The sequence below is a fragment of the Bombilactobacillus sp. ESL1202 genome, from assembly GCF_058107125.1.
On sequence record NZ_CM176590.1, the window covers coordinates 1,835,780 to 1,858,731 of the forward strand.

The 22,952-nt window shown below is 33.4% G+C and carries 20 protein-coding genes; all 20 read left to right on the forward strand.

Features of this window, described 5'->3' with window-relative positions; all coding sequences use genetic code 11:
* Nucleotides 1–199: 199 nt before the first annotated feature.
* The 20 genes from AC3B7A_RS08215 (at nucleotide 200) to AC3B7A_RS08310 (ending at nucleotide 22,951) form a co-directional block, all read left to right on the forward strand.
* Nucleotides 200–490 carry a WXG100 family type VII secretion target gene (locus AC3B7A_RS08215; protein WP_489755613.1) on the forward strand — a complete coding sequence of 97 codons (291 nt, stop codon included), beginning with the start codon at nucleotides 200–202 and terminating at the stop codon, nucleotides 488–490.
* A 332-nt stretch (nucleotides 491–822) separates the two neighbouring features.
* Nucleotides 823–3,831, forward strand: a complete 3,009-nt coding sequence (esaA, locus tag AC3B7A_RS08220; RefSeq protein ID WP_489755614.1) for a type VII secretion protein EsaA — start codon at nucleotides 823–825, stop codon at nucleotides 3,829–3,831.
* Nucleotides 3,809–4,333 carry a hypothetical protein gene (locus tag AC3B7A_RS08225; protein ID WP_489755615.1) on the forward strand — a complete coding sequence of 175 codons (525 nt, stop codon included), beginning with the start codon at nucleotides 3,809–3,811 and terminating at the stop codon, nucleotides 4,331–4,333. Before esaA ends, AC3B7A_RS08225 begins: the two co-directional genes overlap by 23 nt.
* Nucleotides 4,330–4,578, forward strand: coding sequence for an EsaB/YukD family protein (locus AC3B7A_RS08230; protein ID WP_489755616.1), 249 nt, complete (start codon nucleotides 4,330–4,332; stop codon nucleotides 4,576–4,578). The genes AC3B7A_RS08225 and AC3B7A_RS08230 overlap by 4 nt, the downstream gene beginning before the upstream one ends.
* A gap of 26 nt (nucleotides 4,579–4,604) precedes the next feature.
* The gene (gene essB, locus AC3B7A_RS08235) at nucleotides 4,605–5,771 is read left to right on the forward strand and encodes a type VII secretion protein EssB (protein ID WP_489755617.1); all 1,167 of its coding nucleotides are present in this window, start codon (nucleotides 4,605–4,607) and stop codon (nucleotides 5,769–5,771) included.
* 6 nt (nucleotides 5,772–5,777) lie between these two features.
* Entirely contained in the window at nucleotides 5,778–10,166 is a 4,389-nt protein-coding gene (essC, locus tag AC3B7A_RS08240) for a type VII secretion protein EssC (protein WP_489755618.1), read from the forward strand.
* A gap of 132 nt (nucleotides 10,167–10,298) precedes the next feature.
* Nucleotides 10,299–10,880: a class A sortase gene (locus tag AC3B7A_RS08245; protein WP_489755619.1), complete on the forward strand. Its 582-nt coding sequence runs from the start codon at nucleotides 10,299–10,301 to the stop codon at nucleotides 10,878–10,880.
* Nucleotides 10,881–10,898: 18 nt separating this feature from the next.
* On the forward strand, nucleotides 10,899–12,380 hold the full coding sequence (locus AC3B7A_RS08250) for a MucBP domain-containing protein (protein ID WP_489755620.1): 1,482 nt from the start codon (nucleotides 10,899–10,901) through the stop codon (nucleotides 12,378–12,380).
* Nucleotides 12,381–12,385: 5 nt separating this feature from the next.
* Entirely contained in the window at nucleotides 12,386–12,694 is a 309-nt protein-coding gene (locus tag AC3B7A_RS08255) for a YwqH-like family protein (RefSeq protein ID WP_489755621.1), read from the forward strand.
* 12 nt (nucleotides 12,695–12,706) lie between these two features.
* Nucleotides 12,707–12,985 carry a TIGR04197 family type VII secretion effector gene (locus AC3B7A_RS08260; RefSeq protein ID WP_489755622.1) on the forward strand — a complete coding sequence of 93 codons (279 nt, stop codon included), beginning with the start codon at nucleotides 12,707–12,709 and terminating at the stop codon, nucleotides 12,983–12,985.
* Between the two features lie 3 nt (nucleotides 12,986–12,988).
* Nucleotides 12,989–14,335 carry a T7SS effector LXG polymorphic toxin gene (locus AC3B7A_RS08265; protein WP_489755623.1) on the forward strand — a complete coding sequence of 449 codons (1,347 nt, stop codon included), beginning with the start codon at nucleotides 12,989–12,991 and terminating at the stop codon, nucleotides 14,333–14,335.
* Between the two features lie 169 nt (nucleotides 14,336–14,504).
* Nucleotides 14,505–15,137, forward strand: a complete 633-nt coding sequence (locus AC3B7A_RS08270; protein WP_489755624.1) for a hypothetical protein — start codon at nucleotides 14,505–14,507, stop codon at nucleotides 15,135–15,137.
* 18 nt (nucleotides 15,138–15,155) lie between these two features.
* Nucleotides 15,156–16,505 carry a glycine zipper family protein gene (locus tag AC3B7A_RS08275; protein WP_489755625.1) on the forward strand — a complete coding sequence of 450 codons (1,350 nt, stop codon included), beginning with the start codon at nucleotides 15,156–15,158 and terminating at the stop codon, nucleotides 16,503–16,505.
* Entirely contained in the window at nucleotides 16,486–17,328 is an 843-nt protein-coding gene (locus AC3B7A_RS08280; RefSeq protein WP_489755626.1) for a hypothetical protein, read from the forward strand. Before AC3B7A_RS08275 ends, AC3B7A_RS08280 begins: the two co-directional genes overlap by 20 nt.
* A gap of 18 nt (nucleotides 17,329–17,346) precedes the next feature.
* A complete protein-coding gene (locus tag AC3B7A_RS08285; RefSeq protein WP_489755627.1) occupies nucleotides 17,347–18,678 on the forward strand; it encodes a T7SS effector LXG polymorphic toxin in 1,332 nt (443 codons plus the stop codon).
* On the forward strand, nucleotides 18,659–19,480 hold the full coding sequence (locus tag AC3B7A_RS08290; protein WP_489755628.1) for a hypothetical protein: 822 nt from the start codon (nucleotides 18,659–18,661) through the stop codon (nucleotides 19,478–19,480). Before AC3B7A_RS08285 ends, AC3B7A_RS08290 begins: the two co-directional genes overlap by 20 nt.
* 18 nt (nucleotides 19,481–19,498) lie before the next feature.
* Nucleotides 19,499–19,993 (forward strand): T7SS effector LXG polymorphic toxin, encoded by a 495-nt coding sequence (locus AC3B7A_RS08295; protein WP_489755629.1) that lies wholly within the window; start codon nucleotides 19,499–19,501, stop codon nucleotides 19,991–19,993.
* Between the two features lie 27 nt (nucleotides 19,994–20,020).
* Nucleotides 20,021–20,848, forward strand: coding sequence for a hypothetical protein (locus tag AC3B7A_RS08300; RefSeq protein ID WP_489755630.1), 828 nt, complete (start codon nucleotides 20,021–20,023; stop codon nucleotides 20,846–20,848).
* An 831-nt stretch (nucleotides 20,849–21,679) separates the two neighbouring features.
* Nucleotides 21,680–22,174 (forward strand): T7SS effector LXG polymorphic toxin, encoded by a 495-nt coding sequence (locus AC3B7A_RS08305; protein ID WP_489755631.1) that lies wholly within the window; start codon nucleotides 21,680–21,682, stop codon nucleotides 22,172–22,174.
* A 27-nt stretch (nucleotides 22,175–22,201) separates the two neighbouring features.
* Nucleotides 22,202–22,951, forward strand: coding sequence for a hypothetical protein (locus AC3B7A_RS08310; protein WP_489755632.1), 750 nt, complete (start codon nucleotides 22,202–22,204; stop codon nucleotides 22,949–22,951).
* Nucleotide 22,952 lies beyond the last annotated feature (1 nt).

Consider the following 22,952-nt stretch of genomic DNA (forward strand, 5'->3'; position numbering starts at 1 on the left):
TTAACGTTTGATAGTTCACTTGTTGAAATATCTTTTTTTAAAAATTAATTATTTATACAAATACCATTAAAAAATGATACTTATAAAAGTATTTTCTTATTAAATCAACGTTTATACAAGCATAAATGATGGTTTAATTATAATTTTTTTTTGATATAATTATATAGATTTTTAAAATTATTTTATGGAGGTAGTTATTTTGGCAGGACAAATTGCTGTTACACCAGAAGAACTAAGATCACAAGCAACGCACTATACTCGGGGAGCTGATAGTGTTGATAATATTTTAAGTGATTTAAAGAGCACACAAGAACAAATTAGAGCTGAATGGAAAGGTAACGCTTTTGAAAAGTATGATGTTAAATTTCAAGAGTTATCTGGTAAAGTAAAACAATTTTCACAACTATTGCGCGAGATTAAGTCACAATTGGATAAATCTGCCCAAGCAATGGAAGATACAGATAATCAAATTGGTCAATCTTGGAGCTAGTTAAATTAGACTAGAGGCTGGGTCAGAAGTCATTTAGCAGTTGAGCACTAATGGACTTAAATCTTAGGTTCGAACGGAATTTTAAAAGATGAAGATCATTAGGCTCAACTGCTGACTTTTGGAACGCAATAAGGAATTAGTGCTCGTTGAACTTAAATAGAATACGATCATTAATCTTATTGTCCCAACCTCTTCTTTTACGTAAATTTGCCTAAAATTTATAATTACGGACAAATTATTTTGTAATAAACCGGTTCAATTTATTACTAATACTTAATTAATACCTTTCATTAGCAACAATCAAACTATTTAATTACAGGAAGATAAATTTTGTGATAGGAAAACTGTCTAACTTTATAAAATATAATAATAAAAATATTATTGCTACAATTTTGATAGTGATCGTCACTTTGACGATTGCGCTCTTTGCTTTTCGCACTAAACAAACTAAAGATCCTAATGCAAACAAAGTCCTACAAGTGGGGTTAGTTAACGAAGATCACGGTGGACAATTTAATAATCAACAATATAATTTTGGCACCGACTTTGTTAATTTATTGACGCGCGACCATGATATTTCTTGGTATTCAGTTCCCCGTGATGTGGCCGAAAATGGTTTGAAACATAAGCGCTATGACTTAATTATCATTTTGCCATTTAATTTTTCACAGAAAATTTTAAAGTTTCAAACTGCTGATTTTAAAAAGACCAAAGTTTTATATAAATTGCGGGAAAATAAAAGTTCTGTCATCCAAAATAAAATTTCGCAATTAACTAATAACATTTTGAATAAATTAAATTACAAAGTGACAGAAATGTATCTGGCCAGTATCTTGTTTAACCTGCATCAAGCTCAGCAACATTTAACCACAGTTAATATCAATGAACAGCAACTCAGTCGGAATTTACAAGGAAATATTAATAATCCCTTAGCTGATTTTTTGAAGCAGTATCACGATTCTGGATCGACACCATTGCTTAATGATGCTCAGCAAACAACTAATGCACCACTAGCTGATCATAATTTGAATAACTTGTTGCAAAATCAGGGCATTGATGGTTTTCAAAAAATTAATGATCAAGTTCAAGTTATGCAAGATCAAGCAAACCAACAATTGAGTACTTTAACAAATAGTGCTAATTCGTTAATTCAAGCCAACAATAATAACTTTTTAAATACATTTTCCAATCAATATAATACATTTCAAACAATTATGCATGATGAAAGCTCAAATGCTAATCAATTGCAAGATTATGAATTGCAAACTCAAATTAGCGAGCTATTAAATTCACCAGTGTGGCTGACTACAGAGGATCCGCCGCTGCTTCAAGAATTAAATAATCAGCAATTACAATTAGGTTTGACGCGTGACAAAATTAACCGCTGTTTGGCGCTACTTCAAAAGCAAACGTTAATTCAGACTAATAACCAAGAAAACACTACCGTGGTGACTGATCAATTGCAAAATATGCAACAAGAATTGCAGCAAATGATTACGGAAACCACAGCGCAGTTGCCCACCAATAGTGCGCAAATTTTAGATCAGATTAGTAATGATGGCGAATTAACTCAGCAGCAAGCACAACAATTACAAGCTGAATTAACGTTGGTCACAAATTTTTGTGCGACTAATGATTTTCAAGCCACAGCACTGCAGCTGCAGCAATCACAACTAACAGCAGCTGATCAGTCACTCACCTTGACTTTACCAGCCAACCAAAAAGTCTTTTTAAATATTAGTAGTACACAAGTAGATTTAGCTGACCTCGCACAACAACTGGCGTCTGAAAATGTGACAGTGACTGTTCAAGATCAGGGATTAGCAATTGATAATCAAGGTGAGCAACAAGTAGTTACGGTAATCCCCCAAACATTGGTCACAAACCAAAATATTGATTATTCCTTGACGATTGATGTCCCAGCCTTAAATCAAGGAGTAATCACAGACTTGAAAACTAACACGGGCAATTTAAATAATCAGTATTTAAACTTGCTGCTCACTTTAAGTCAAGCAGATACCTTAATCAATGTCTTTAATAAAACCCAAACGTTCCAACCTAAGACGGTAACTACTTCAACGAATACGACTTTCCAAGTTGCGAATGCAAGTCCGAATGCTAGTTTAGAACAAAATTTATTAGCAGTTTTAATTAATCTGAATAGTGCTAGTGATTCGGTTACCAAAATCCGTACGCAGTATCAGGACCAGTTACAACAAAATCAGCAGGCTAATAATGACTTTGAAAAATTAGTTTTAAAAATTCAACAATTATATCAAGGACAATTGAGTAGTTATCATCAACATTTAACAATGATGTCACCGGTGGTGGACTTAAATACTCAATTAATCAGTTTGCCACCACAATTAGATTTTTCACCGATTACAGAGTTATCAAACCAAAGTGGTGTTCAAGCTCAGCAACAAACGTCGCAGTTACAGCAATCGTTGCAACAAATGTTCACGCAAGCGCAACAATTAGATCAAACTCTGACTAATCAAGCGCAGTCTACGTCAGCGATTAGTGATGATTCACAAGCGTTTGTTCAAAGTGGTAATCAGTTATTGCAGCATGCTAATTCGTTACTTAACAATTGGCAAGCAATTGCCAAAGCTAATAGTGACTACAGTCAGAATTTTAATCAATCAATGAGTAACACCAAGAATGATGATAATGCGGCGCGGAAAGTTTATGGAAATTTGGCCCAACCGTTGAAATTTAAAAATGCGGGAACGATTCGTAATCTGAGTTCAATTTTTCCTTATTTTTTAACCTTGGCCAATATCATTATTAGTGCTTTTACGGCTTTGTTGGTTGTCGGTAATGACCAGCAAAAATTAAAACCATTATTTTTTCGACAGCAGCTGGATTTGGCCGATGATCAAGAACGGCATTCATTGTACCAACAATATACCTTGCTTTTAGTGTTAGTAATTAGCTTTTTAGTCGCCTGGACTTCGAAATCTTTGGTGAAAGATTTCTTGAGTCCTCACTTATGGTTAATTTTAGCGACTTTAATTCAAGCAGTCATGATTGAAATCCTGATTTTTCTGTTGCGCGTTTTTGATGCTTTGGGAAAATTTTTGTTGGCTTTCTGTTTTATTGAATATATTTTTTACACACCAGCCTTGGGTCAATATTTAACTCAAAGTCGCTGGGTCGGCTTCTTTTTGAAGTATTTGTCGCCGTTTCAACAAGTTGAAGATATTTATACAAATCTTTTTAAGAACCAAGTTGATAGTGTCCTGCTAATCTTGCTTTTGGGATTGTTATTAATTGTATTGTTGATTGTTAATTTATTATTTAGGGAAAAAAGATATGTGGCAAAAAATAGGTCTTAGTTTCATCAATAAACTAGTTTTGCTAGGGGCAATATTTTGGCTGCCAGTAACTAACTGCTGGGCAGCACAGCCAACCAGTAATAATGGCAAAATGACGATTAATAATTCAATTTTAAATAGTAGTCAAACAACCGCTGATGAAAACACGAAAAGTGGACAATTTAGTGCTGACGCTGATTTTTTTCGCCCCGATAGTCTCAAGCAACAGCAGCAACGACGCCAGCATCGGACTTGGCAGAATACTAAGTGGCCCCAGCAACAATTATTTAGTCAAAAAGTTAGTTTTAAAAATAATTTCTCCGCTTCCCAAATTACGCAACAACTTTTCCAAACTAAAGTAACGGTCAGTAATTCATTACAACATTCACAGGCTTTTCATTCAAGGACTGTAATTCAGCAATTAAAATGGGGGTTAATAACGATCATGATGGTAATTTTTATTGTGGTAGGAGTAGCAGCCGGACGGCATAAACAGGCAATAAGGAGATTATTTCAACGATGAAATATATTAATGTCACGATTCAAATAACTGCCAGCAATTACGTGCAAGATTTAAGAATTCCCCTGGAAATCACAGTTAATCAATTAATTGCATTAGTAGTTGATGGTTTGCAGGAACAGACCAATTTTGCGGCCAGTTCTTTAATTAACGTCATCAAGGTTAAAACCAAAAATTTAGTATTGGCCAATACGGACGTGTTAGCAGATTATCCGCTGGCAGATGGCGACATTTTGGCAATTTTGTAGAGCGTGAAAATAACGGAGGAGATAGTGTGGATAAAAAAGTACGAACATTTACAATTGATAATCACGAATATGTATTGCAAGAATTTGATCAAGAGCAGATTGTTGAAGAATTAACACCTGGCCGGGTGCAAAAGGCTGAATTAATTGATTATTTGAAGTTTCAACATGATCTGTTGGTACCCTTGACCATGCAGGCACAAGATCAATCTTGGCTACTAAAGTATCAAAATACCGAAAAATGGTCGACTTTTAAACAATTGGCGGGCAACCTATCAAAAAGTGAACGTCTAAAATTATGCCTAAACTTATTGGAATTATGGCAATTACGGAATTCACGCATTGTTGCGTTAGTGCATCCGGATAATATTTTATTTGACTTTAATTTACGACCTAAGGTTTTGCATCGGGGAGCCGTGGGCATTGCCGTGCCAGAAAGTAATGCTCATTTATTAAAGCAGTTAAAAGCTTTTATCATTATGGTTTTATCAAACAATAAATATTCATTTAAACGGCTATATCAAGGATTAATGAATGATAAAAGTTTTACTGGTTCTAAGTATAAAAAAATCATTCGCGCGAAGAATGTGACTACTATCGCAACGCAGCTTAAAACGGAGTACCAACGTGCTTTAAAATTTGAGCAAAATCAATTAGTAGTAGCCTCGAAAAAGCAATTTCATTTTTATCAATGGGGTTTTGTGATTGAATCAATTTTTTTGAGTGTTGTGACGCTTATACTGCTGTATTTGGTCATGGTCGAATTGCCCCAAAAACAGGACTTAGTGGCAGGTACGGGTGCTTATTTAGAACAAGATTATGATCAAACCATTGAGCGATTAGGCAAAACGAAGGTTCGACAGATGCCGAAAGTTCAGCAGTTGATGTTGGCCGATGCCTACGTTAGTGTGAATAATCTTAATCACAATCAGCAATCAAACATCAAGAAATCTTTAACAATGAATGCTGATCCTAACTATTTGAAATATTGGATTTATGATGGTCAAGGCAATTTTAATGAATCTTTAGACTTAGCCAAATATTTAGGTGATCAGCAATTAATTCTTTTTTCCTATACCAAGTTATACTCACAAGCAAACAGTAATCCACATTTAACTGGAGCGAAAAAACAAAAGTTGTTAGATAAGTACTCGAAATTGATTCATACCTACACTAAAAAATTAAAGAAAGAATAGAAAACAATGGCTGAACAGTATCAATTATATCTCTGGCTTGAAAATAGTTATTCGGTCCTAAAGTTAGACACGACTAACCAAACTCAATTTACTTTAAGTACGGATTATCATGATTTTTATTATGTTCCTGAATTAAAACAATCATTTCAAATCCAGCTTGATCACCAGCAAGATTTTTGGGTCAACGAGCAAAAAATTCCAGTAAAACAAGTGTGTCAAATTGCTGAGCAAGTTAAATTACTATTAGTACCACTGCCTTTGACTCAATGGAGCTTTGATATCGCTCAATTATCCGCAACGCAAAATATTAGTATTGGTGCACAAGTTTTCAACGATCTCCAACTGGCGAGTGCGGTTAATTTTTTGATTACTCCAACGACTAACCCGCAACAATTTCAGTTAAAAGGTACGTTTGAGTTACCACTGTATCTTAATCATCGCTTAGTTTTACAAGAACCATTTAATTTTACTTATGGTGATGTTTTGGCCATTGATAATTTAGAATTTAGCTTACAGGCTGACGGTTGGCTAATATTAGCAGATCCTTTAAATAAGTTCATTCGTAGTTCGCTGTTTCATCAGCACCAACTCTTTAGTGCTTATACTGCTGATTATCCCGAATATCATCGCTCGCCGCGGGTCATTCGGACTTTGCCACAAGCCAAAATTACCCTCGATGCACCACCGACCAAACAAGAGGCTGCTAAAAATAAATTATTAAAGACAATTGCGCCACCATTAGTGATGGTCGCAGCTTCCATTTTCATGTCATTAATCAGTCACAACTTAACCACCATGATTATGATGGGGGCTATGAGCATTACCACCGTGGCTTTTTCCATTAGTAGTTACTTTAGTGATAAAAAAGAACAACAACAAAAAGCGCAGCAACGTCATCAAGACTATCTGGATTATTTACAGACAAAGATTGTGGAAATTCAAGACCAAAAGCAACAAACTCGATTAGCTTTGCAATATCATTTTCCAGCACCACTAGCAATTAAGGATTTAATTTTAAATAATAGTTCCCGTATTTACGAAAAAAATAAGTTTCAAACGGATTTTTTAACAGTGCGCTTGGGTCTAGGTAATATTACTGGCAAGTACCAAGTTAATTTTACGCCCCAAGAATTAAGTCATGATGAACTACTAACTGCTGCCAAAGAGGTTTATCAACAAGCTGAGCAGGTTGAACAAGCCCCCTTAACGGTTAGTTTGATTCACGGGGGGGTTGGTTTAGTTGGTGATCGCGACCAGGTTGATTTAGCGTTAAAAAATATTATTTTACAGAGTGCAACTTTTCATAGTTATCATGATGTGCGTTTTATTGCGGTTTTTAATCAGCAACAAGATATCTGGCAAGAATTTCGCTGGTTGCAGCATTTTCGTTCTAATGAGAGTAATACTTTAAATTTTGTTGATGATGAACAAACTAGAGATCAGATTTTAACAGCTTTATTTCAACTGTTGAAAGATCGTGAACAAATGGTTAAAGAAGAAAATAAAGATCACGCGCTTAATTTTTCACCATATTATATTTTGATTATCCAAGATGAGGAATTGATTATCAACCACAGTATCATGGAATATCTGTCACGGGATATTTCCCAATTGGGTGTGGCGGTCATCTTTGTGAAAGATACACTGGCTGATTTGCCAGAACACGTTCAAACTGTGGTGGAATATGAAGATAGCCAGCAGGCCAAAATTGTGATTGAAGCGGGATTATTAGCTAATCAAAAATTTATTCCCGATTCTGTGGCCGCTTTAGATTTAGATTTGAGTTTACGGCGGTTAGCTTCGTTAGATCATAAGGAAAGTTTAAAAAATTCTTTACCAGCTTCGGTGGGGTTATTGGAACTTTACGATGTCAAAAAAGTGGAAGAATTGCACTTAGAACAACGCTGGGCCACTAATTTACCTTATAAAAGTTTGGCTGTCCCCTTAGGCCAGCGGGGCAAAGATGACATTGTTAAATTAGATTTGCATGAAAGAGCACACGGCCCTCACGGGCTAATTGCCGGAACTACAGGTTCAGGAAAGTCAGAGTTAATTCAATCTTACATTGCTTCGTTGGCCATTAATTTTCATCCAGATGATGTTGGTTTTTTGTTGATTGATTATAAAGGTGGCGGGATGGCCAACTTATTCAACAAATTACCCCACTTACTTGGAACGATTACGAACTTAGATGGTAGTCAGAGTTTACGGGCGCTAGCCTCCATTAAAGCTGAGCTAGAGAAACGTCAGCAATTGTTTGGTCAATATCAAGTTAACCATATTAACGAATACCAAAAACTGTATCATGACCAAGTGGCGACCAAAGCTATGCCACATTTGTTTTTGATTAGTGATGAATTTGCAGAATTAAAAGCCGAACAGCCCGATTTTATGCAAGAGTTGATTTCCACTGCCCGTATTGGTCGTTCTTTAGGAATCCATTTGATTTTGGCCACCCAAAAGCCAAGTGGAGTAGTTAATGAACAAATTTGGAGTAACTCTCGTTTTAAAATTGCTTTAAAAGTTCAAGATCAATCGGATTCCAATGAAATTTTGCATACACCCGATGCGGCCTCAATTGTCGAACCTGGGCGGGCGTATTTACAAGTTGGTAATAACGAAATTTATGAATTGTTTCAAAGTGCTTATAGTGGCAAAGATTATCAACCAACAGCTACAAAAACGCAAACGTATCATCCATTATATCGGATTAATGAATTGGGGCAGTATGAAAATTGGGCAACTGATTTAAGTGGTTTAACAAAAGTTAAGGCAGACAAAAAAACAGACCAGGTTTCGGAATTAACGGCGGTCATTGACTATATTGCCCAGTTTGCTCACAAACAAAAGATTGAACGGTTACCACAACCTTGGCTGCCACCACTGGGACAGCAGTTGTTCTATCAAGATTATGTGACGACTGATTACCAAACAAATTGGTTGAAAACGCAAGCCGATTTACAAGTTACGGTAGCAATCGCAGATTATCCGGATCAGCAAGCACAAAAGCCGCTAGTTATTGATTTTTTACAAGCTAAACATTTAGCTGTTTTTGGGAGTCCAGGCTATGGGAAAAGTACCTTTATTCAAACTTTGATTTTAGGATTATGTCAGCAAAATTCCCCCGAGTTATTGAATGTTTATTTACTCGACTTTGGTACTAACGGTTTATTAGCGTTGCGTGATTTGCCGCAAGTAGCTGATCTCATTCGAATTGATGAAACGGAAAAAATTCTTAAGTTTCAGGAAATTATCGAACAAGAAATTAATCACCGCAAGCATTTGTTGAGTTTAGCTGGAGTGGCTAATTTGGAGCAATACATTAGTGCTACTGATGAACAGTTGCCCATAATTGAAATTGCCATTGATGCTATGGATGCGGCCAAAGAAGTTGCTTGGAGTGATCGGTTTAATAGTCTATTAGATAAGATTACACGTGAAGGAGCCAATGTTGGTATTTATCTTTTGCTGACGGCCAATCGACAAGCTGCGTTGAGAATTCAGTTATTGTCGAATATTAAAACGCAAATTTCCTTATTCTTGTTTGATCGTAATGAAACGACCGATATTGTAGGGCGCTCAAAATTAGCAATTGATGATCAACCCGGTCGTGGATTAATGAAGTTAGATACTGTGCGTTTGATTCAAACTTTATTGCCAGCTCAAGGTAGTAGTTCTTTAGAAATTTTAGAAAATATTAAGCAATTAACGTTACAAATGAAAGCTGATTGGCAAGGGAAATTACCACCAGCAATTCCAATGATTCCTGAAGAATTTACATGGGATATTTTTCAAACAATGGCTACTAGCGCTAGTGATCAACTAGCTTTAGGTTTAGATACAGCAACTACTAAGCCCATCACCTTTGATTTGGAACATGATAATTACTTTACCATTTTGAATGATACGGAAGAACAATATCAGCTGTATGATGTTTTAATTCGACAGCAATTAGCAGCGCAACAAGGGCAATATCAAACCTTAGTTGTTGACCCCCAAGCTTCTGAGACCAAAGTTGTGGAGCAATTGCAACAATTAAAAAAGCTTCTACAGGGTGAACAATCAACTGAGGAATATTTGGTTTATTTCAATGATTTAGAAGAAATTGCTAATCTGGCAGATCAGAATCAAATTAACTTATTAGAAATTATTCAAAAGGGACATAATTTGGGATTACATCTGGTAATCAACACTTATTTGTCATATCTTACCGGTAGTTTTGAAGATTTACCGCGAGCACTCAAAGCTGAAATTAAGGTTGGTATTTTAGGGAGTCGGCTGACAGATCAAGAGTTGATCAACGTTAAATACATCTCTAATGAGGAGTATCTCAAAGATGACGAATCTTATTACTTTAAAAAGCGTTCCTATAAAAAAATCAGAATTCCTAAATAAATCATTTTAAAGAAGGTGTTTATTATTAAGAAAAAAACTTTTCAAATAATTTTATCCGTTTTAGTGCTTAGTATAAGTTTAGTTTTAATTGCTTATGGCTTGATTAGTAGCCCTTTAGGACATGACTGGTTAATGAAACATTATTTAAACCAAACACAAACTGTCAGTCATCAAAAGATTGTTCATAATCGGCAACAAAAGGCTAACTTTGACACTCATGATGTTCACGAAGTGAAAGCTAGCGATCTTTTGCGAGCTTGGAATTATCAAGCACAGCCAATCGGTTATTTAATAATTCCTAAAGTTCATATTAAAAATTATGTTTTTCAAGGTTATGGTCCAAACGGTGATAATTTACTGACGGGTGTGACAACTATGAAGCCTAATCAAATTATGGGGGCTGGTAATTACGCTTTAGCGGGTCATTATATGAATAATCAAACTATTTTTCATAATTTGCATCAAACCCAAGTTGGGAATGAAGTTTATTTAACTGATTTAAAGTTAATTTATAAATATCAAGTCACCAAAGTTTTAACGGGAGTTTCCAATCGCCAAGTGGACTTAATTGATGATCACTTGGCCATGCCGGAAATTACAATGATTACTTGTGAGAATTTAACCAGTAGTAATTTCCGAACAGTCGTGCAAGGAATGTTATTAGCGACTTATCCAGTAAATCATTCAAGGCTACACCAATTAGGAATAGTTTAAAAATTAAGGAGTAAATGAATGAAAAATAAACTGACGGCAATTTTTTTGGTAGCAACATTATTAGTGGAGTTGTTAACGAGCAATTTAATGAGTATTCAGGCTCAAACCTTTGATTTAAATAATTCCCAAGAAGCTAATTTTAAAAAATTACAAAAAAGCTATGATCTAACCAAAGCAGTGACCACCACCAAGCCTGATAAGCCTGCTGATAGTTCGACGGAAGATCCTGCTAGTGAAACTGGGAAAGTTAAAGTTCAATATATTAACTTTGATACTGGTAGTGTGATGAGTGAAGTTACCTTAGAAGGTAAGGTTGGTCAACCATATTATGCAGAACAAAAAACATTTTATGGGATGCATTTTAAAGACGTGACGGGGAACGTTAATGGCACGTATAGCCAAGAGCCACAATCTGTGATTTTTAGTTACTCTGCGAAAGATGATGATGCGCAAAAACCCGTTGTGGCTGATGGTCAAGTAGTGGTGCAATTTGTAGATGATCAGGGAACCGCCATTCAAAATTCGCAAACAATTAGTGGCCCTGTGGGGACAAGTTTTAGTGTTGATCCCCATGATTATGCTGTGGATAATTATGAATATTTTAAAGCGGATGGTAATTTGACTGGACAATTTGGGACTGACAAACAGACTGTGACCTTGATTTATCAAGAAAAAGCCACGACAGGGACTTTAACTGTGCGCTATTTAGATCAAGATACCCAAAATAGTGTTGCGACTAACGTGGTTACTAAAGGTAAACTCGGCGAGACATACAATGTTTCGCGATTGGATATTCCTGGCTATTTATACGACCATGTTGATGGTCAAACGACGGGAACTTATACCAAAGAACCTCAGACGATAACTTTTATGTATAGAAAAGATCAACAGGTTACAGGCCAAGATGTGACGGTTCGGTATTTAGATGCTATTACCAAAGAAGAATTAGCCAATAATGTGGTTTTACGGGGCAATCTTGGTGACACTTATAATGTTGAGCGCTTAAAAATCAGTGGTTATACTTTTGATCATTTAGTCGGCCAGGAAAGTGGTGTATTTACTAGTTCTAAACAGACAGTCACACTTTACTATAAACCAGCTATTGATAGCACGACTAATACTACTACGTCTACTAATGATGTAAATTCGTCTCAGCAAACAGCTAATCATAATCAAGTTAATGACCCGGGAAATAATGTTTCTGATCCAACACTAAAACCTGCGCAAAATGGTGGGAATAATGCAGCCACTGATGCCAATAATTTTACTAGTAGTCAACCAACGGCGGGTACTCCTAATCACGATAGTGGTAGTAGTGCAAGTAATAGTCTTGATCCAAACAATAATCAACAAACAGGAGGCACCGATTCAGCGGCCACTTTGCCACAAACAGGTGAGTCTGATGAACGTAGTACATGGGCTTTAATTATAGGTAGTTTGTTACTACTAGGTTTTTGTTGCCGAGCTGATGGTAAAAGAAGAAAGTTGATTAAGGAGTGAAGTTGATGAGCAAAAAAAATGAAACAGCAATCAATAATTTAAAGCAAAAAATTGCTAAACTACAGAAAGCCAAAACTAAATTATCTAGTGATCAAACTAAATTAACGCAGATTATTGCAAAAATTACTAAGATTCACACTTCCATTACCAGTAGCCAGTGGCAAGGTGAAAGAAAAAATAAGTTATCGAAGGAATACGAAAAATTCCAACAAAGTTGCAATAAAAATTCTCAAGTTTTACAACAAGATCTGAGTGCCATTGATCGGAAAATTCGGGAATTATCGCAGCAGTGTTCACAATTAGCAAGTGATTAAGAGGGGAAATTAATGACTAAGATCGCAATTAATGTTGGGGCATTTGAAAATAAAGTAGCAAATGCTAAAAAAGCAGCTGTCAACTTAGGTGAAGCAAATTTGAAATTACACCGCTTTAATAGGACTAATGCGCATCCATTTGAGCAAATATTACAGCTGAGTAATAAAATGGATAGTTTAATAAAAAAATATCATACAGTAGTTGAAAATGACGTGGGGCAATTTAAAAAAACGGAGTCTCAATTAGTCAAGCAAGATCAAAAGTTAGCGCAAGATATTGGGGGACATTAACTGATGGTCAAAATCAAAATTCAAGAAGTTATTGATAGTCAACGAGAATTAAGTCGCAAAATTAGTTCCACAAAAGAAAGTTTATTAAACGTTAGCGACAAAATGACTGCTGTTCCACAAACACCGGGCTTTTCGGGACAGGCTAAAAGATCCATGGCTAATTATGCTAATAAGACGCATAAAAGTTTAAATCATAATTTAGTCAACGACTTAACTGAATTACAGCAGCAATACCAAAAGTTATTGCAAGTTTTTGCCAGTGATGTAGATTCGAGTGCTAATGCCATTTTAGATTCGAATTATATTCAAGACATTGAACAAAAATTTCATAGTGAACAAAGTTCACTGATTGAGCAAATTGAAAGTTGTAATCATACGATTAAATCAGTGGCAGATCTTGTTAGCTTGAGCAGTTTAAGTGAGGAGCCGGCATCTAATTTAAAACAAGTCTGTAACTCTGCTAAAAAGACTTTGGATAAACTCCAACAATTTAATCAGCGTAGGCCTACAGCAACGATGAAGGGTTTGAGTAAGCAAACAATCAAACTAGGGTCACAGATTAAGAGTATAGGAACTATTCAAAATCAAAAAGAGCAGCGCGCACTTGATAAGTTTATAGACAGTATTAAAGACATAATTGGGAATGATAATTATAAGCGTTTAAAGATGATAGCTAAAGCAAATCCTAAAAGGGCCTTAACAGCAATTTTGGAATCTAAAGAAATTATGACAGCTATTACTAAGAGTCCAAAGCTAGTTAGCGCTATTAGAAAACTGGCAGTAGCAGCAACTATCACGGCTAGTGGTCGAGAACTAGAAGAATTAAAAACATTCTGGCAAGATGTTAAAAAAGGAGCCGGTTATTTTAATAAGTTTAATAAATATATCCCAGACGTCATCAATGGTAATTTAGGTCATGTTGGAAAAACAGCTTTAGGAAGTTTTAAAGCTATCAAAAAGACCGGTATTACTGAATATGCCACTAAGAAATCTTTAGTGGGAGATTTTATATTAAATACAGGAGCAGATTATGTTGACCAAAAACATCATGATTTAGGACGAGCAGTGAGTGATGGGGCAATTGATACTATCTTTAATATTGGACCAGTCAGTGGAGCATTATTAGGAGTAGCGATGGTTGGAAGTGGATTTTGGATACCAGCTGCATTTTTTGGAGTTGCTCTAGGCTCTTTTACGTTGGGATTGAAGTTTTTTAAGCCACATATTGTTGATCAATTTAAAAATGGTGCACATAATGTTGAAAAAAATATAGGTAAATCATTTTCACAGATTGACTGGAATGATAGTTTTTCAAATAGGGGTAAAAACAATGTTCAACTTTTCGTTTAAAGAAAGTAAACAGTTGACTTTTAATATTGTTGAAGATTTGTTAAAGATAATCAGAAGTAAATCTCCTACTAGACAAAAATTTCATAATTTTATTGTACTCAATGTTTTTGATTTGTTAATATTATTCGTTTGCCTCACACTTAAGTTTTTCAACAAAAGATATTGCTTTATGGATTTTTTTGTATTGTTATGCTTGTCATTACTTGCTATAAATTTTATCTTTTATATTTATAATTTATTTATTGGCAAAGATCTTATACTTGAAAGCTTTTATAGGGGATTATTACTTTCTTTATATGCTGTTATTGCAATAATAATTGTAGTAATATTTTATTTTTATAGTATTAATATGATATTGAATAAAGTGCTTTTTTTATTTCTTTGCTGCATATATCTTGAAATTATATTTATTGAAATATATAAAATTCTTAATAGTCATATGTCACTAAAAAAAGTTCCTACTCAATTTGATTATACTAAAGGAATGGTTTTATCTAAGAGACAAAAATTAGAGAAAAACATTATGAGGACTTTTAAATTATTTTTTTCTTTGACGAGTGGTTTAATTTTGGCCTTACAAATTAAATATTTAATTGTAAAAAATGAAATTCTAGTTAGGATTATTGAAAATATATTGATTTGTTATTTGTTGGTTCCTGCCATTATTACTTCTGGAATTTATTTAATATTCTCATATATTCCGAAAAAGATTTTTCTATCATTTTATTATTTAAAAAAATATCAATCCGAATATGAAGCAGAGTACCATGTTAGTTTTGGTAAAAATAGGCATAATAAGTGATCTGGGGGACATTGACTGATGGTCAAAATCAAAATTCAAGAAGTTATTGATAGTCAGCGAGAATTAAGTCGCAAAATTAGTTCCACAAAAGAAAGTTTATTAGACGTTAGTGACAAGATGACTGCCGTTCCACAAACACCGGGCTTTTCGGGACAGGCTCAAAGATCCATGGCTAATTATGCTAATAAGACGCATAAAAGTTTAAATCATAATTTAATCAACGACTTAACTGAATTACAGCAGCAATACCAAAAGTTATTGCAAGTTTTTGCCAGTGATGTAGATTCGAGTGCTAATGCCATTTTAGATTCGAATTATATTCAAGACATTGAACAAAAATTTCATAGTGAACAAGGGGCGCTGATCGAACAAATCGAAATTTGTAATCATACGATTAGATCAGTGGCAGAGCTTGTTAGCTTGAGCAGTTTAAGTGAGGAGACGGTATCTAATTTAAAACAAGTCTGTAACTCTGCTAAAAAGAATTTGGATAAACTCCAACAATTTAATCAGCGTAGTCCTACAGTAACGATGAAGGGGTTGAGTAAGCAAATAGTCAAACTGGGGTCACAGATTAAAAGTATTGAAAATATTCAAAATCAAAAAGAGCAGCGCGCACTTAATAAGTTTATAGATAGTATTAAAGACGTAATTGGAAATGATAATTATAAACGTTTAAAGATGATAGCTAGAGCCAATCCTAAAAGAGCTTTAACAGCAATTTTGGAATCTAAAGAAATTATGACAGCTATTACTAAGAGTCCAAAGCTAGTTAGCGCCATTAGAAAACTGGCAGTAGCAGCGACTATCACGGCTAGTGGTCGAGAACTAGAAGAATTAAAAACATTCTGGCAAGATGTTAAAAAAGGAGCCGGATATTTTAATAAGTTTAATAAATATATCCCGGACGTTATCAATGGTAATTTAGGTCATGTTGGAAAAACAGCTTTAGGAAGTTTTAAAGCTATTAAAAAGACCGGTATTACTGAATATGCCACTAAGAAATCTTTAGTGGGAGATTTTATATTAAATACAGGAGCAGATTATACTGATCAAAAGCATCACGATTTAGGTCGAGCAGTGAGTGATGGAGCAATTGATACTATTTTTGATATTGGACCAGTCAGTGGAGCATTATTAGGAGTAGCGATGGTTGGAAGTGGTGCATGGGTTCCTGCCGCGATAGGAGCTGGAATAGGAGCAGTTGTAGGATTGTCCTTGATGGGAATTAAGTTTATAAGGCCTCATTTCGTTGATCAGGTGAAAAATGGTTCACATAATGTTGAAAAAAGTATAGGAAAAACAGTTTCTAAAACTAATCTGAAAAATGTTTTAAGGGGGAAAGAATATGTTCAATCTAACATTTGAAAAAAGCAAAAAATTAACTTCATATGTTATTGATGAAATTTTTAAAATTTTTAAAATTTTTAAAAAAAAATCTTTATTTCGCCAAAATTTTGCGGATTTTATATTAATTGTTGGATTTGACTTAATTGGTTTACTTTTATGCCTCTTATTTAAATTCTGTGATGATAATATATATTATATGAATTTCTTTTTGTTTGCTTATCTAATATTGATTGTTTCTAGTTCTTTTATTTACATGTATAATTTTTTGTTTGTTAAAAATATTTTAATAGAAGCTTTCTGGACTGTTTTTTTATTGTTTTTAAATTTTACTATTATGATTTTTATGTTTTTTATTTTTGCTTTTTCAGAAATGCCATTTTTTTTAAAACAATCTACTTTTGTTCTACTTTATGTTTTATATATTGTTAATGCAATACTTGCTGTTTTTAAAGCTTTTACTAGTTACTATGATTTGAATAGCGAATTAACTACTACTAAAAGATCAACCATATATGACTATACTAAAATCTATAGTAAGAAACAAAAAATCCGACAAAGAATTTTAAATGTTTGTATTGTTATTTTTTTATTAATTTTTATAATCGATGTAATGTGCTTAACGAGGGATACTATTTTAATTCATGGAACTATTGTTACAGTTGTCCAGAATATAGGATTTTATTTATTTATGATACCTTTTTTCTTATCGTTTGGGTTTTATTTTTTGTTTATATATATGCCTTTAAAGCAGTTTTTACCGCTGTATTACCTTTACAAATACCAATCTGAATATGAAGCAGAGTATCATGTTAGTTTTGGTAAAAATAAGCATAATAAGTGATCTGGGGGACATTAACTGATGGTCAAAATCAAAATTCAAGAAGTTATTGATAGTCAACGAGAACTAAGTCGCAAGATTAATTCCACGAAAGAAAGCTTGTTAGACGTCAGTGATAAAATGACTGCCGTTCCACAAACACCGGGCTTTTCGGGACAGGCTAAAAGATCCATGGCTAATTATGCTAATAAGACGCATAAAAGTTTAAATCATAATTTAGTCAACGATTTAACTGAATTACAGCAGCAATACCAAAAGTTATTGCAAGTTTTTGCCAGTGATGTAGATTCGAGTGCTAATGCCATTTTAGATTCGAATTATATTCAAGACATTGAACAAAAATTTCATAGTGAACAAGGGGCGTTGATCGAACAAATCGAAAGTTGTAATCATACGATTAGATCAGTAGCGGATCTTGTTAGCTTGAGTAGTTTAAGTGAGGAGCAAGCATCTAATTTAAAACAAGTCTGTAATTCTGCTAAAAAGACTTTGGATAAACTCCAACAATTTAATCAGCGTAGTCCCACAGCAACGATGACAGGTTTGAGTAAGCAAACAGTCAAATTGGGGTCACAGATTAAAAGTATTAGTCAAATCAAGTCAGAAAAAGAAAAGACAATTGTGCAGAAATTATTGGACAGTTTAAAAGGTGTCATGGACAGTGATGATTACAAACGGATAAAGATGATAGCAAAAACTGATCCTGAAAAAGCAATGAAGTCAATATTAGAATCTGACCGAATTATGAAATTAATCAGTGAATATCCTAAATTGGTCAAAGAATTGGTTAAATCAGTCACGGCTTATACCATAGCTACAGGTGCAAGAGATTTAGAGTATTTAAATAATTTTTGGCAAGATGTTAAAAAAGGAACAGGTTACTTTAATAAATTCAATAAGTATTTACCAGACGTCTTGAATGGTAGTTTTGGTCATATTGGCAAAACAATGTTAGGTAGTTTAAAAATAATTAAAAAATCAGGACTAACAGAATATGGGACTCCTAAAGCCTTGGGCTGGAACGTTATTTTAAATACAGGTGCTGATTATGCAGAGCAAAAGCATCATGATTTAGGCAGGGCGGTTAGCGACGGCGTAATTGATAGTATTTTTGAACTTGGTCCAGTTAGTGCTGCTTTAACGGTATCTGCAATTAGTACAAGTCCTTTAGTTATAGGATTGGCAGTTGTATTTGGCACAGGAATACTAATTACAAAATTTGTTAATCCACATGTTAATGATCAATTTAAAAGTGGTGCTCATAGTTTTGAAAAGTATATAGGGAAAGAATTTTCACAGGTTAAGTTTAATAATGTTTTTAGGAGTGTAAACTATGTTAAACCTGTCTTATAAAAAAAGTAAAGAAATTTTAACCAATAATTATACAATTACTTTGCTATTGGATGAATTAAGAAAAAAAAGTCTTTTAAAACGTACTTTTAAAGATATTTTTGTTCTAATTCTATGCTGTTTAATGATTTTATTTTTATCTATGATTATTGTTTTATCTCAAAAAAAATTAATATTTATTATGAATACTATTTCGTTTGCTTCCGTCACATTTACAATTATTAGTATTTTTATTTTATTACCAGTAGTTGTAATATCTCGAAACTGGATCTTTGAAACGATTGTGGCTAATATATTAGAACTGGTTAATTTAATTGATATCTTTATAATGCTATTGCTATTTATTTATTTTTCAATAGTCAATAAAATGTCGTTAATTAACTTAATGATTTTTTATAGTATTTGTTTGTTGATTTTTATTTTATTTGTCACCACTGTTTATAAAAACTATTTAGGCTTTTATAAAAAAATTAGTGGCAAAACACAAAATAAATTAGTCATAGATCAAATAGATACTTGGTTACGTATAATAGTTAAATATAGTGGCTTATTGCTATTTATTGTGTTTACTTTCGATTTTATTAAGAAAATGATGATTAAACATTTTTCAATAAATTATAGATCTCTACAATATACTTTTTATTCTTTTGTTATGATTCCTGTACTGATTTTTATGGTCCTATATTTGATTTTTATCTACGCTCCTTTAAAAATGTTTTTACCACTATATTATTTAAAAAAATATCAATCCGAATATGAAGCAGAGTACCATGTTAGTTTTGGTAAAAATAGGCATAATAAGTGATCTGGGGGACATTGACTGATGGTCAAAATCAAAATTCAAGAAGTTATTGATAGTCAGCGAGAATTAAGTCGCAAAATTAGTTCCACAAAAGAAAGTTTATTAGACGTTAGTGACAAAATGACTGCTGTTCCACAAACACCGGGCTTTTCGGGACAGGCTAAAAGATCAATGGCTAATTATGCTAATAAAACGCATAAAAGTTTAAATCATAATTTAGTTAACGACTTAACTGAATTACAACAACAATACCAAAAACTGCTGCAAGTTTTTGCCAGTGATGTAGATTCGAGTGCTAATGCCATTTTAGATTCGAATTATATTCAAGACATTGAACAAAAATTTCACGGTGAACAAAGTTCACTGACTGACCAAATTGAAAGTTGTAATCATACGATTAGATCAGTAGTGGATCTTGTTAGCTTGAGTAGTTTAAGTGAGGAGCCAGCATCTAATTTAAAACAAGTCTGTAACTATTCTAAAAATACTTTGGATAAACTCCAACAATTTAATTAGCGTAGACCTACAGCAACGATGAAGGGTTTGAGTAAGCAAACAGTCAAATTGGGGTCACAGATTAAAAGTATTGAAAATATTCAAAATCAAAAAGAGCAGCGCGCACTTAATAAGTTTATAGATAGTATTAAAGACGTAATTGGAAATGATAGTTATAAACGTTTAAAGATGATAGCTAGAGCCAATTCTAAAAGAGCCTTAACAGCAATTTTGGAATCTAAAGAAATTATGACAGCTATTACTAAGAGTCCAAAGCTAGTTAGCGCCATTAGAAAACTGGCAGTAGCAGCGACTATCACGGCTAGTGGTCGAGAACTAGAAGAATTAAAAACATTCTGGCAAGATGTTAAAAAAGGAGCCGGATATTTTAATAGGTTTAATAAATATATCCCGGACGTCATTAATGGTAATTTAGGTCATGTTGGAAAAACAGCTTTAGGAAGTTTTAAAGCTATTAAAAAGACCGGTATTACAGAATATGCGACTAGGAAAGCTTTAGGTTGGGATTTTATCCTAAATACAGGAGCAGATTATACTGATCAAAAGCATCACGATTTAGGTCGAGCAGTGAGTGATGGAGCAATTGATACTATTTTTGATATTGGACCAGTCAGTGGAGCATTATTAGGAGTAGCGATGGTTGGAAGTGGAGTATGGATGCCTGTTGCTATTGGATTAGGCGTAGCTGTAGGTTCCTACTCTTTGTGGACTAAATTTTTCCATCCACATCGTGTTGATCAATATAAAAATGATGCACATAACTTTGAGAAAAATATAGGTAAATCATTTTCACAGTTTAACTGGAGTAATGGTTTTTCTAATAAAGGCAGAAAAAATGTTCAACTTCACGTTTAAAGATAGTAAAAAAATAAATTTAAGTTTTATTACCAGTTTGATTAAGGATGCTAAAAGTAAAACTACTATTAAGAAAACTGTACATGACTTTATTGTTGTTAGTATACTGAATATCTTTGTTTTATTTATGTTTTACACGTTTGAAATTTCTAATAAAAAAATATTTTTCTTTATTTATTTTTTGTTTTTATATTTGATGCTATGTGTATTGAATGCCGTCTTATATATTTATAATTTTTTCGTTAGTAGGAATTTGATCATAGAAAACTTTTATTTAGGATCATCACTTTTTTTGGATTTGATAAACGTAGTATTTATATTGTTTCTTTCCATTTTATCAGATGTTTTATCAACAATAAATATAAGACTTACTGTCTTTTTACTTGTTTTATATTTATTTATTGTATTATTTTTGATCTATATAATTTTTATTAAATATATCAATTTTAAACAAAACATCTTTAAACCAACCCAATCTTTTGATTATACTAAGTCATTTACTGTGGCTAAAAAACAAAAGATAAAAAAAATAATGCTTAAATTATTTGCAACTATTTTTATTGTGATTTTTTTTTAGCTTTTATTTTTCAAATTAAATATTTGGTTATTGCAAATGAAACCTTCATCAGAATTCTACAAAGTATAGGAATTCTCTTTTTGTTAATTCCTATTGTGATTTTTGGAGAACTCTATCTAATTTTTGTGTATGCCCCTTTAAAATTATTTTTGCCACTATATTATTTAAAAAAATATCAATCCGAATATGAAGCAGAGTACCATGTTAGTTTTGTTAAAAATAGGCATAATAAGTGATCTGTGGGACATTAACTGATGGTCAAAATCAAAATTCAAGAAGTTATTGATAGTCAACGAGAATTAAGTCGCGAGATTAGTTTCACAAAAGAAAGTTTATTAGATGTTAGCGACAAAATGACTGCTGTTCCACAAACACCGGGCTTTTCGGGACAGGCTAAAAGATCCATGGCTAATTATGCTAATAAAACGCATAAGAGTTTGAATCATAATTTAGTTAACGACTTAACTGAATTACAACAACAATACCAAAAACTGCTGCAAGTTTTTGCCAGTGATGTAGATTCGAGTGCTAATGCCATTTTAGATTCGAATTATATTCAAGACATTGAACAAAAATTTCACGGTGAACAAAGTTCACTGACTGACCAAATTGAAAGTTGTAATCATACGATTAAATCAGTGGCAGATCTTGTTAGCTTGAGCAGTTTAAGTGAGGAGCCGGCATCTAATTTAAAACAAGTCTGTAACTATTCTAAAAATACTTTGGATAAACTCCAACAATTTAATTAGCGTAGACCTACAGCAACGATGAAGGGTTTGAGTAAGCAAACCGTCAAATTAGGGTGTATTAGAACTATTCAAAATCAAAAAGAGCAGCGTGCGATTGATAAGTTTATAGATAGTATTAAAGACGTAATTGGGAATGATAATTATAAGCGTTTAAAGATGATAGCTAAAGCTAATTCTAAAAGAGCCTTAACAGCAATTTTGGAATCTAAAGAAATTATGACAGCTATTACTAAGAGTCCAAAGCTAGTTAGCGCCATTAGAAAACTGGCAGTAGCAGCAACTATCACGGCTAGTGGTCGAGAACTAGAAGAATTAAAAATATTCTGGCAAGAAGTCAAAAAAGGAGCCGGTTATTTTAATAAGTTTAATAAATATATCCTGGACGTCATCAATGGTAATTTAGGTCATGTTGGAAAAACAGCTTTAGGAAGTTTTAAAGCTATTAAAAAGACCGGTATTACAGAATATGCGACTAAGAAAGCTTTAGGTTGGGATTTTATATTAAATACTGGAGCAGATTATACTGATCAAAAGCACCGCGATTTAGGTCGAGCAGTCAGTGGAGCTATATATGGAGCAGCAATAGGAAGTTTAATTTTTGGACCTGAAGTAATAACTGGATTTGCTGTTGCTGGATTGGGTGTTGGATTCGGAATTTTTATCAAGAAATTAATTGATCCTAAAACATCTGATAATTTTAAGAAAAAAGCAAATACAATTGAACATAAATTTGAAAAAAACTTGTCCAAAATAAATTGGTCTAATGTATTAGATTAGA

What these genes read in the sequence shown, in the direction of transcription:
- AC3B7A_RS08225 (WP_489755615.1), top strand. Translation starts at nt 3,809, where the DNA reads ATGTGGCAAAAAATAGGTCTTAGTTTCATCAATAAACTAGTTTTGCTA.
- AC3B7A_RS08230 (WP_489755616.1), top strand. Translation starts at nt 4,330, where the DNA reads ATGAAATATATTAATGTCACGATTCAAATAACTGCCAGCAATTACGTG.
- essC (WP_489755618.1), top strand. Translation starts at nt 5,778, where the DNA reads ATGGCTGAACAGTATCAATTATATCTCTGGCTTGAAAATAGTTATTCG.
- AC3B7A_RS08245 (WP_489755619.1), top strand. Translation starts at nt 10,299, where the DNA reads ATGAAACATTATTTAAACCAAACACAAACTGTCAGTCATCAAAAGATT.
- AC3B7A_RS08250 (WP_489755620.1), top strand. Translation starts at nt 10,899, where the DNA reads ATGAAAAATAAACTGACGGCAATTTTTTTGGTAGCAACATTATTAGTG.
- AC3B7A_RS08255 (WP_489755621.1), top strand. Translation starts at nt 12,386, where the DNA reads ATGAGCAAAAAAAATGAAACAGCAATCAATAATTTAAAGCAAAAAATT.
- AC3B7A_RS08260 (WP_489755622.1), top strand. Translation starts at nt 12,707, where the DNA reads ATGACTAAGATCGCAATTAATGTTGGGGCATTTGAAAATAAAGTAGCA.
- AC3B7A_RS08265 (WP_489755623.1), top strand. Translation starts at nt 12,989, where the DNA reads ATGGTCAAAATCAAAATTCAAGAAGTTATTGATAGTCAACGAGAATTA.
- AC3B7A_RS08270 (WP_489755624.1), top strand. Translation starts at nt 14,505, where the DNA reads ATGGATTTTTTTGTATTGTTATGCTTGTCATTACTTGCTATAAATTTT.
- AC3B7A_RS08275 (WP_489755625.1), top strand. Translation starts at nt 15,156, where the DNA reads ATGGTCAAAATCAAAATTCAAGAAGTTATTGATAGTCAGCGAGAATTA.
- AC3B7A_RS08280 (WP_489755626.1), top strand. Translation starts at nt 16,486, where the DNA reads ATGTTCAATCTAACATTTGAAAAAAGCAAAAAATTAACTTCATATGTT.
- AC3B7A_RS08285 (WP_489755627.1), top strand. Translation starts at nt 17,347, where the DNA reads ATGGTCAAAATCAAAATTCAAGAAGTTATTGATAGTCAACGAGAACTA.
- AC3B7A_RS08290 (WP_489755628.1), top strand. Translation starts at nt 18,659, where the DNA reads ATGTTAAACCTGTCTTATAAAAAAAGTAAAGAAATTTTAACCAATAAT.
- AC3B7A_RS08295 (WP_489755629.1), top strand. Translation starts at nt 19,499, where the DNA reads ATGGTCAAAATCAAAATTCAAGAAGTTATTGATAGTCAGCGAGAATTA.
- AC3B7A_RS08305 (WP_489755631.1), top strand. Translation starts at nt 21,680, where the DNA reads ATGGTCAAAATCAAAATTCAAGAAGTTATTGATAGTCAACGAGAATTA.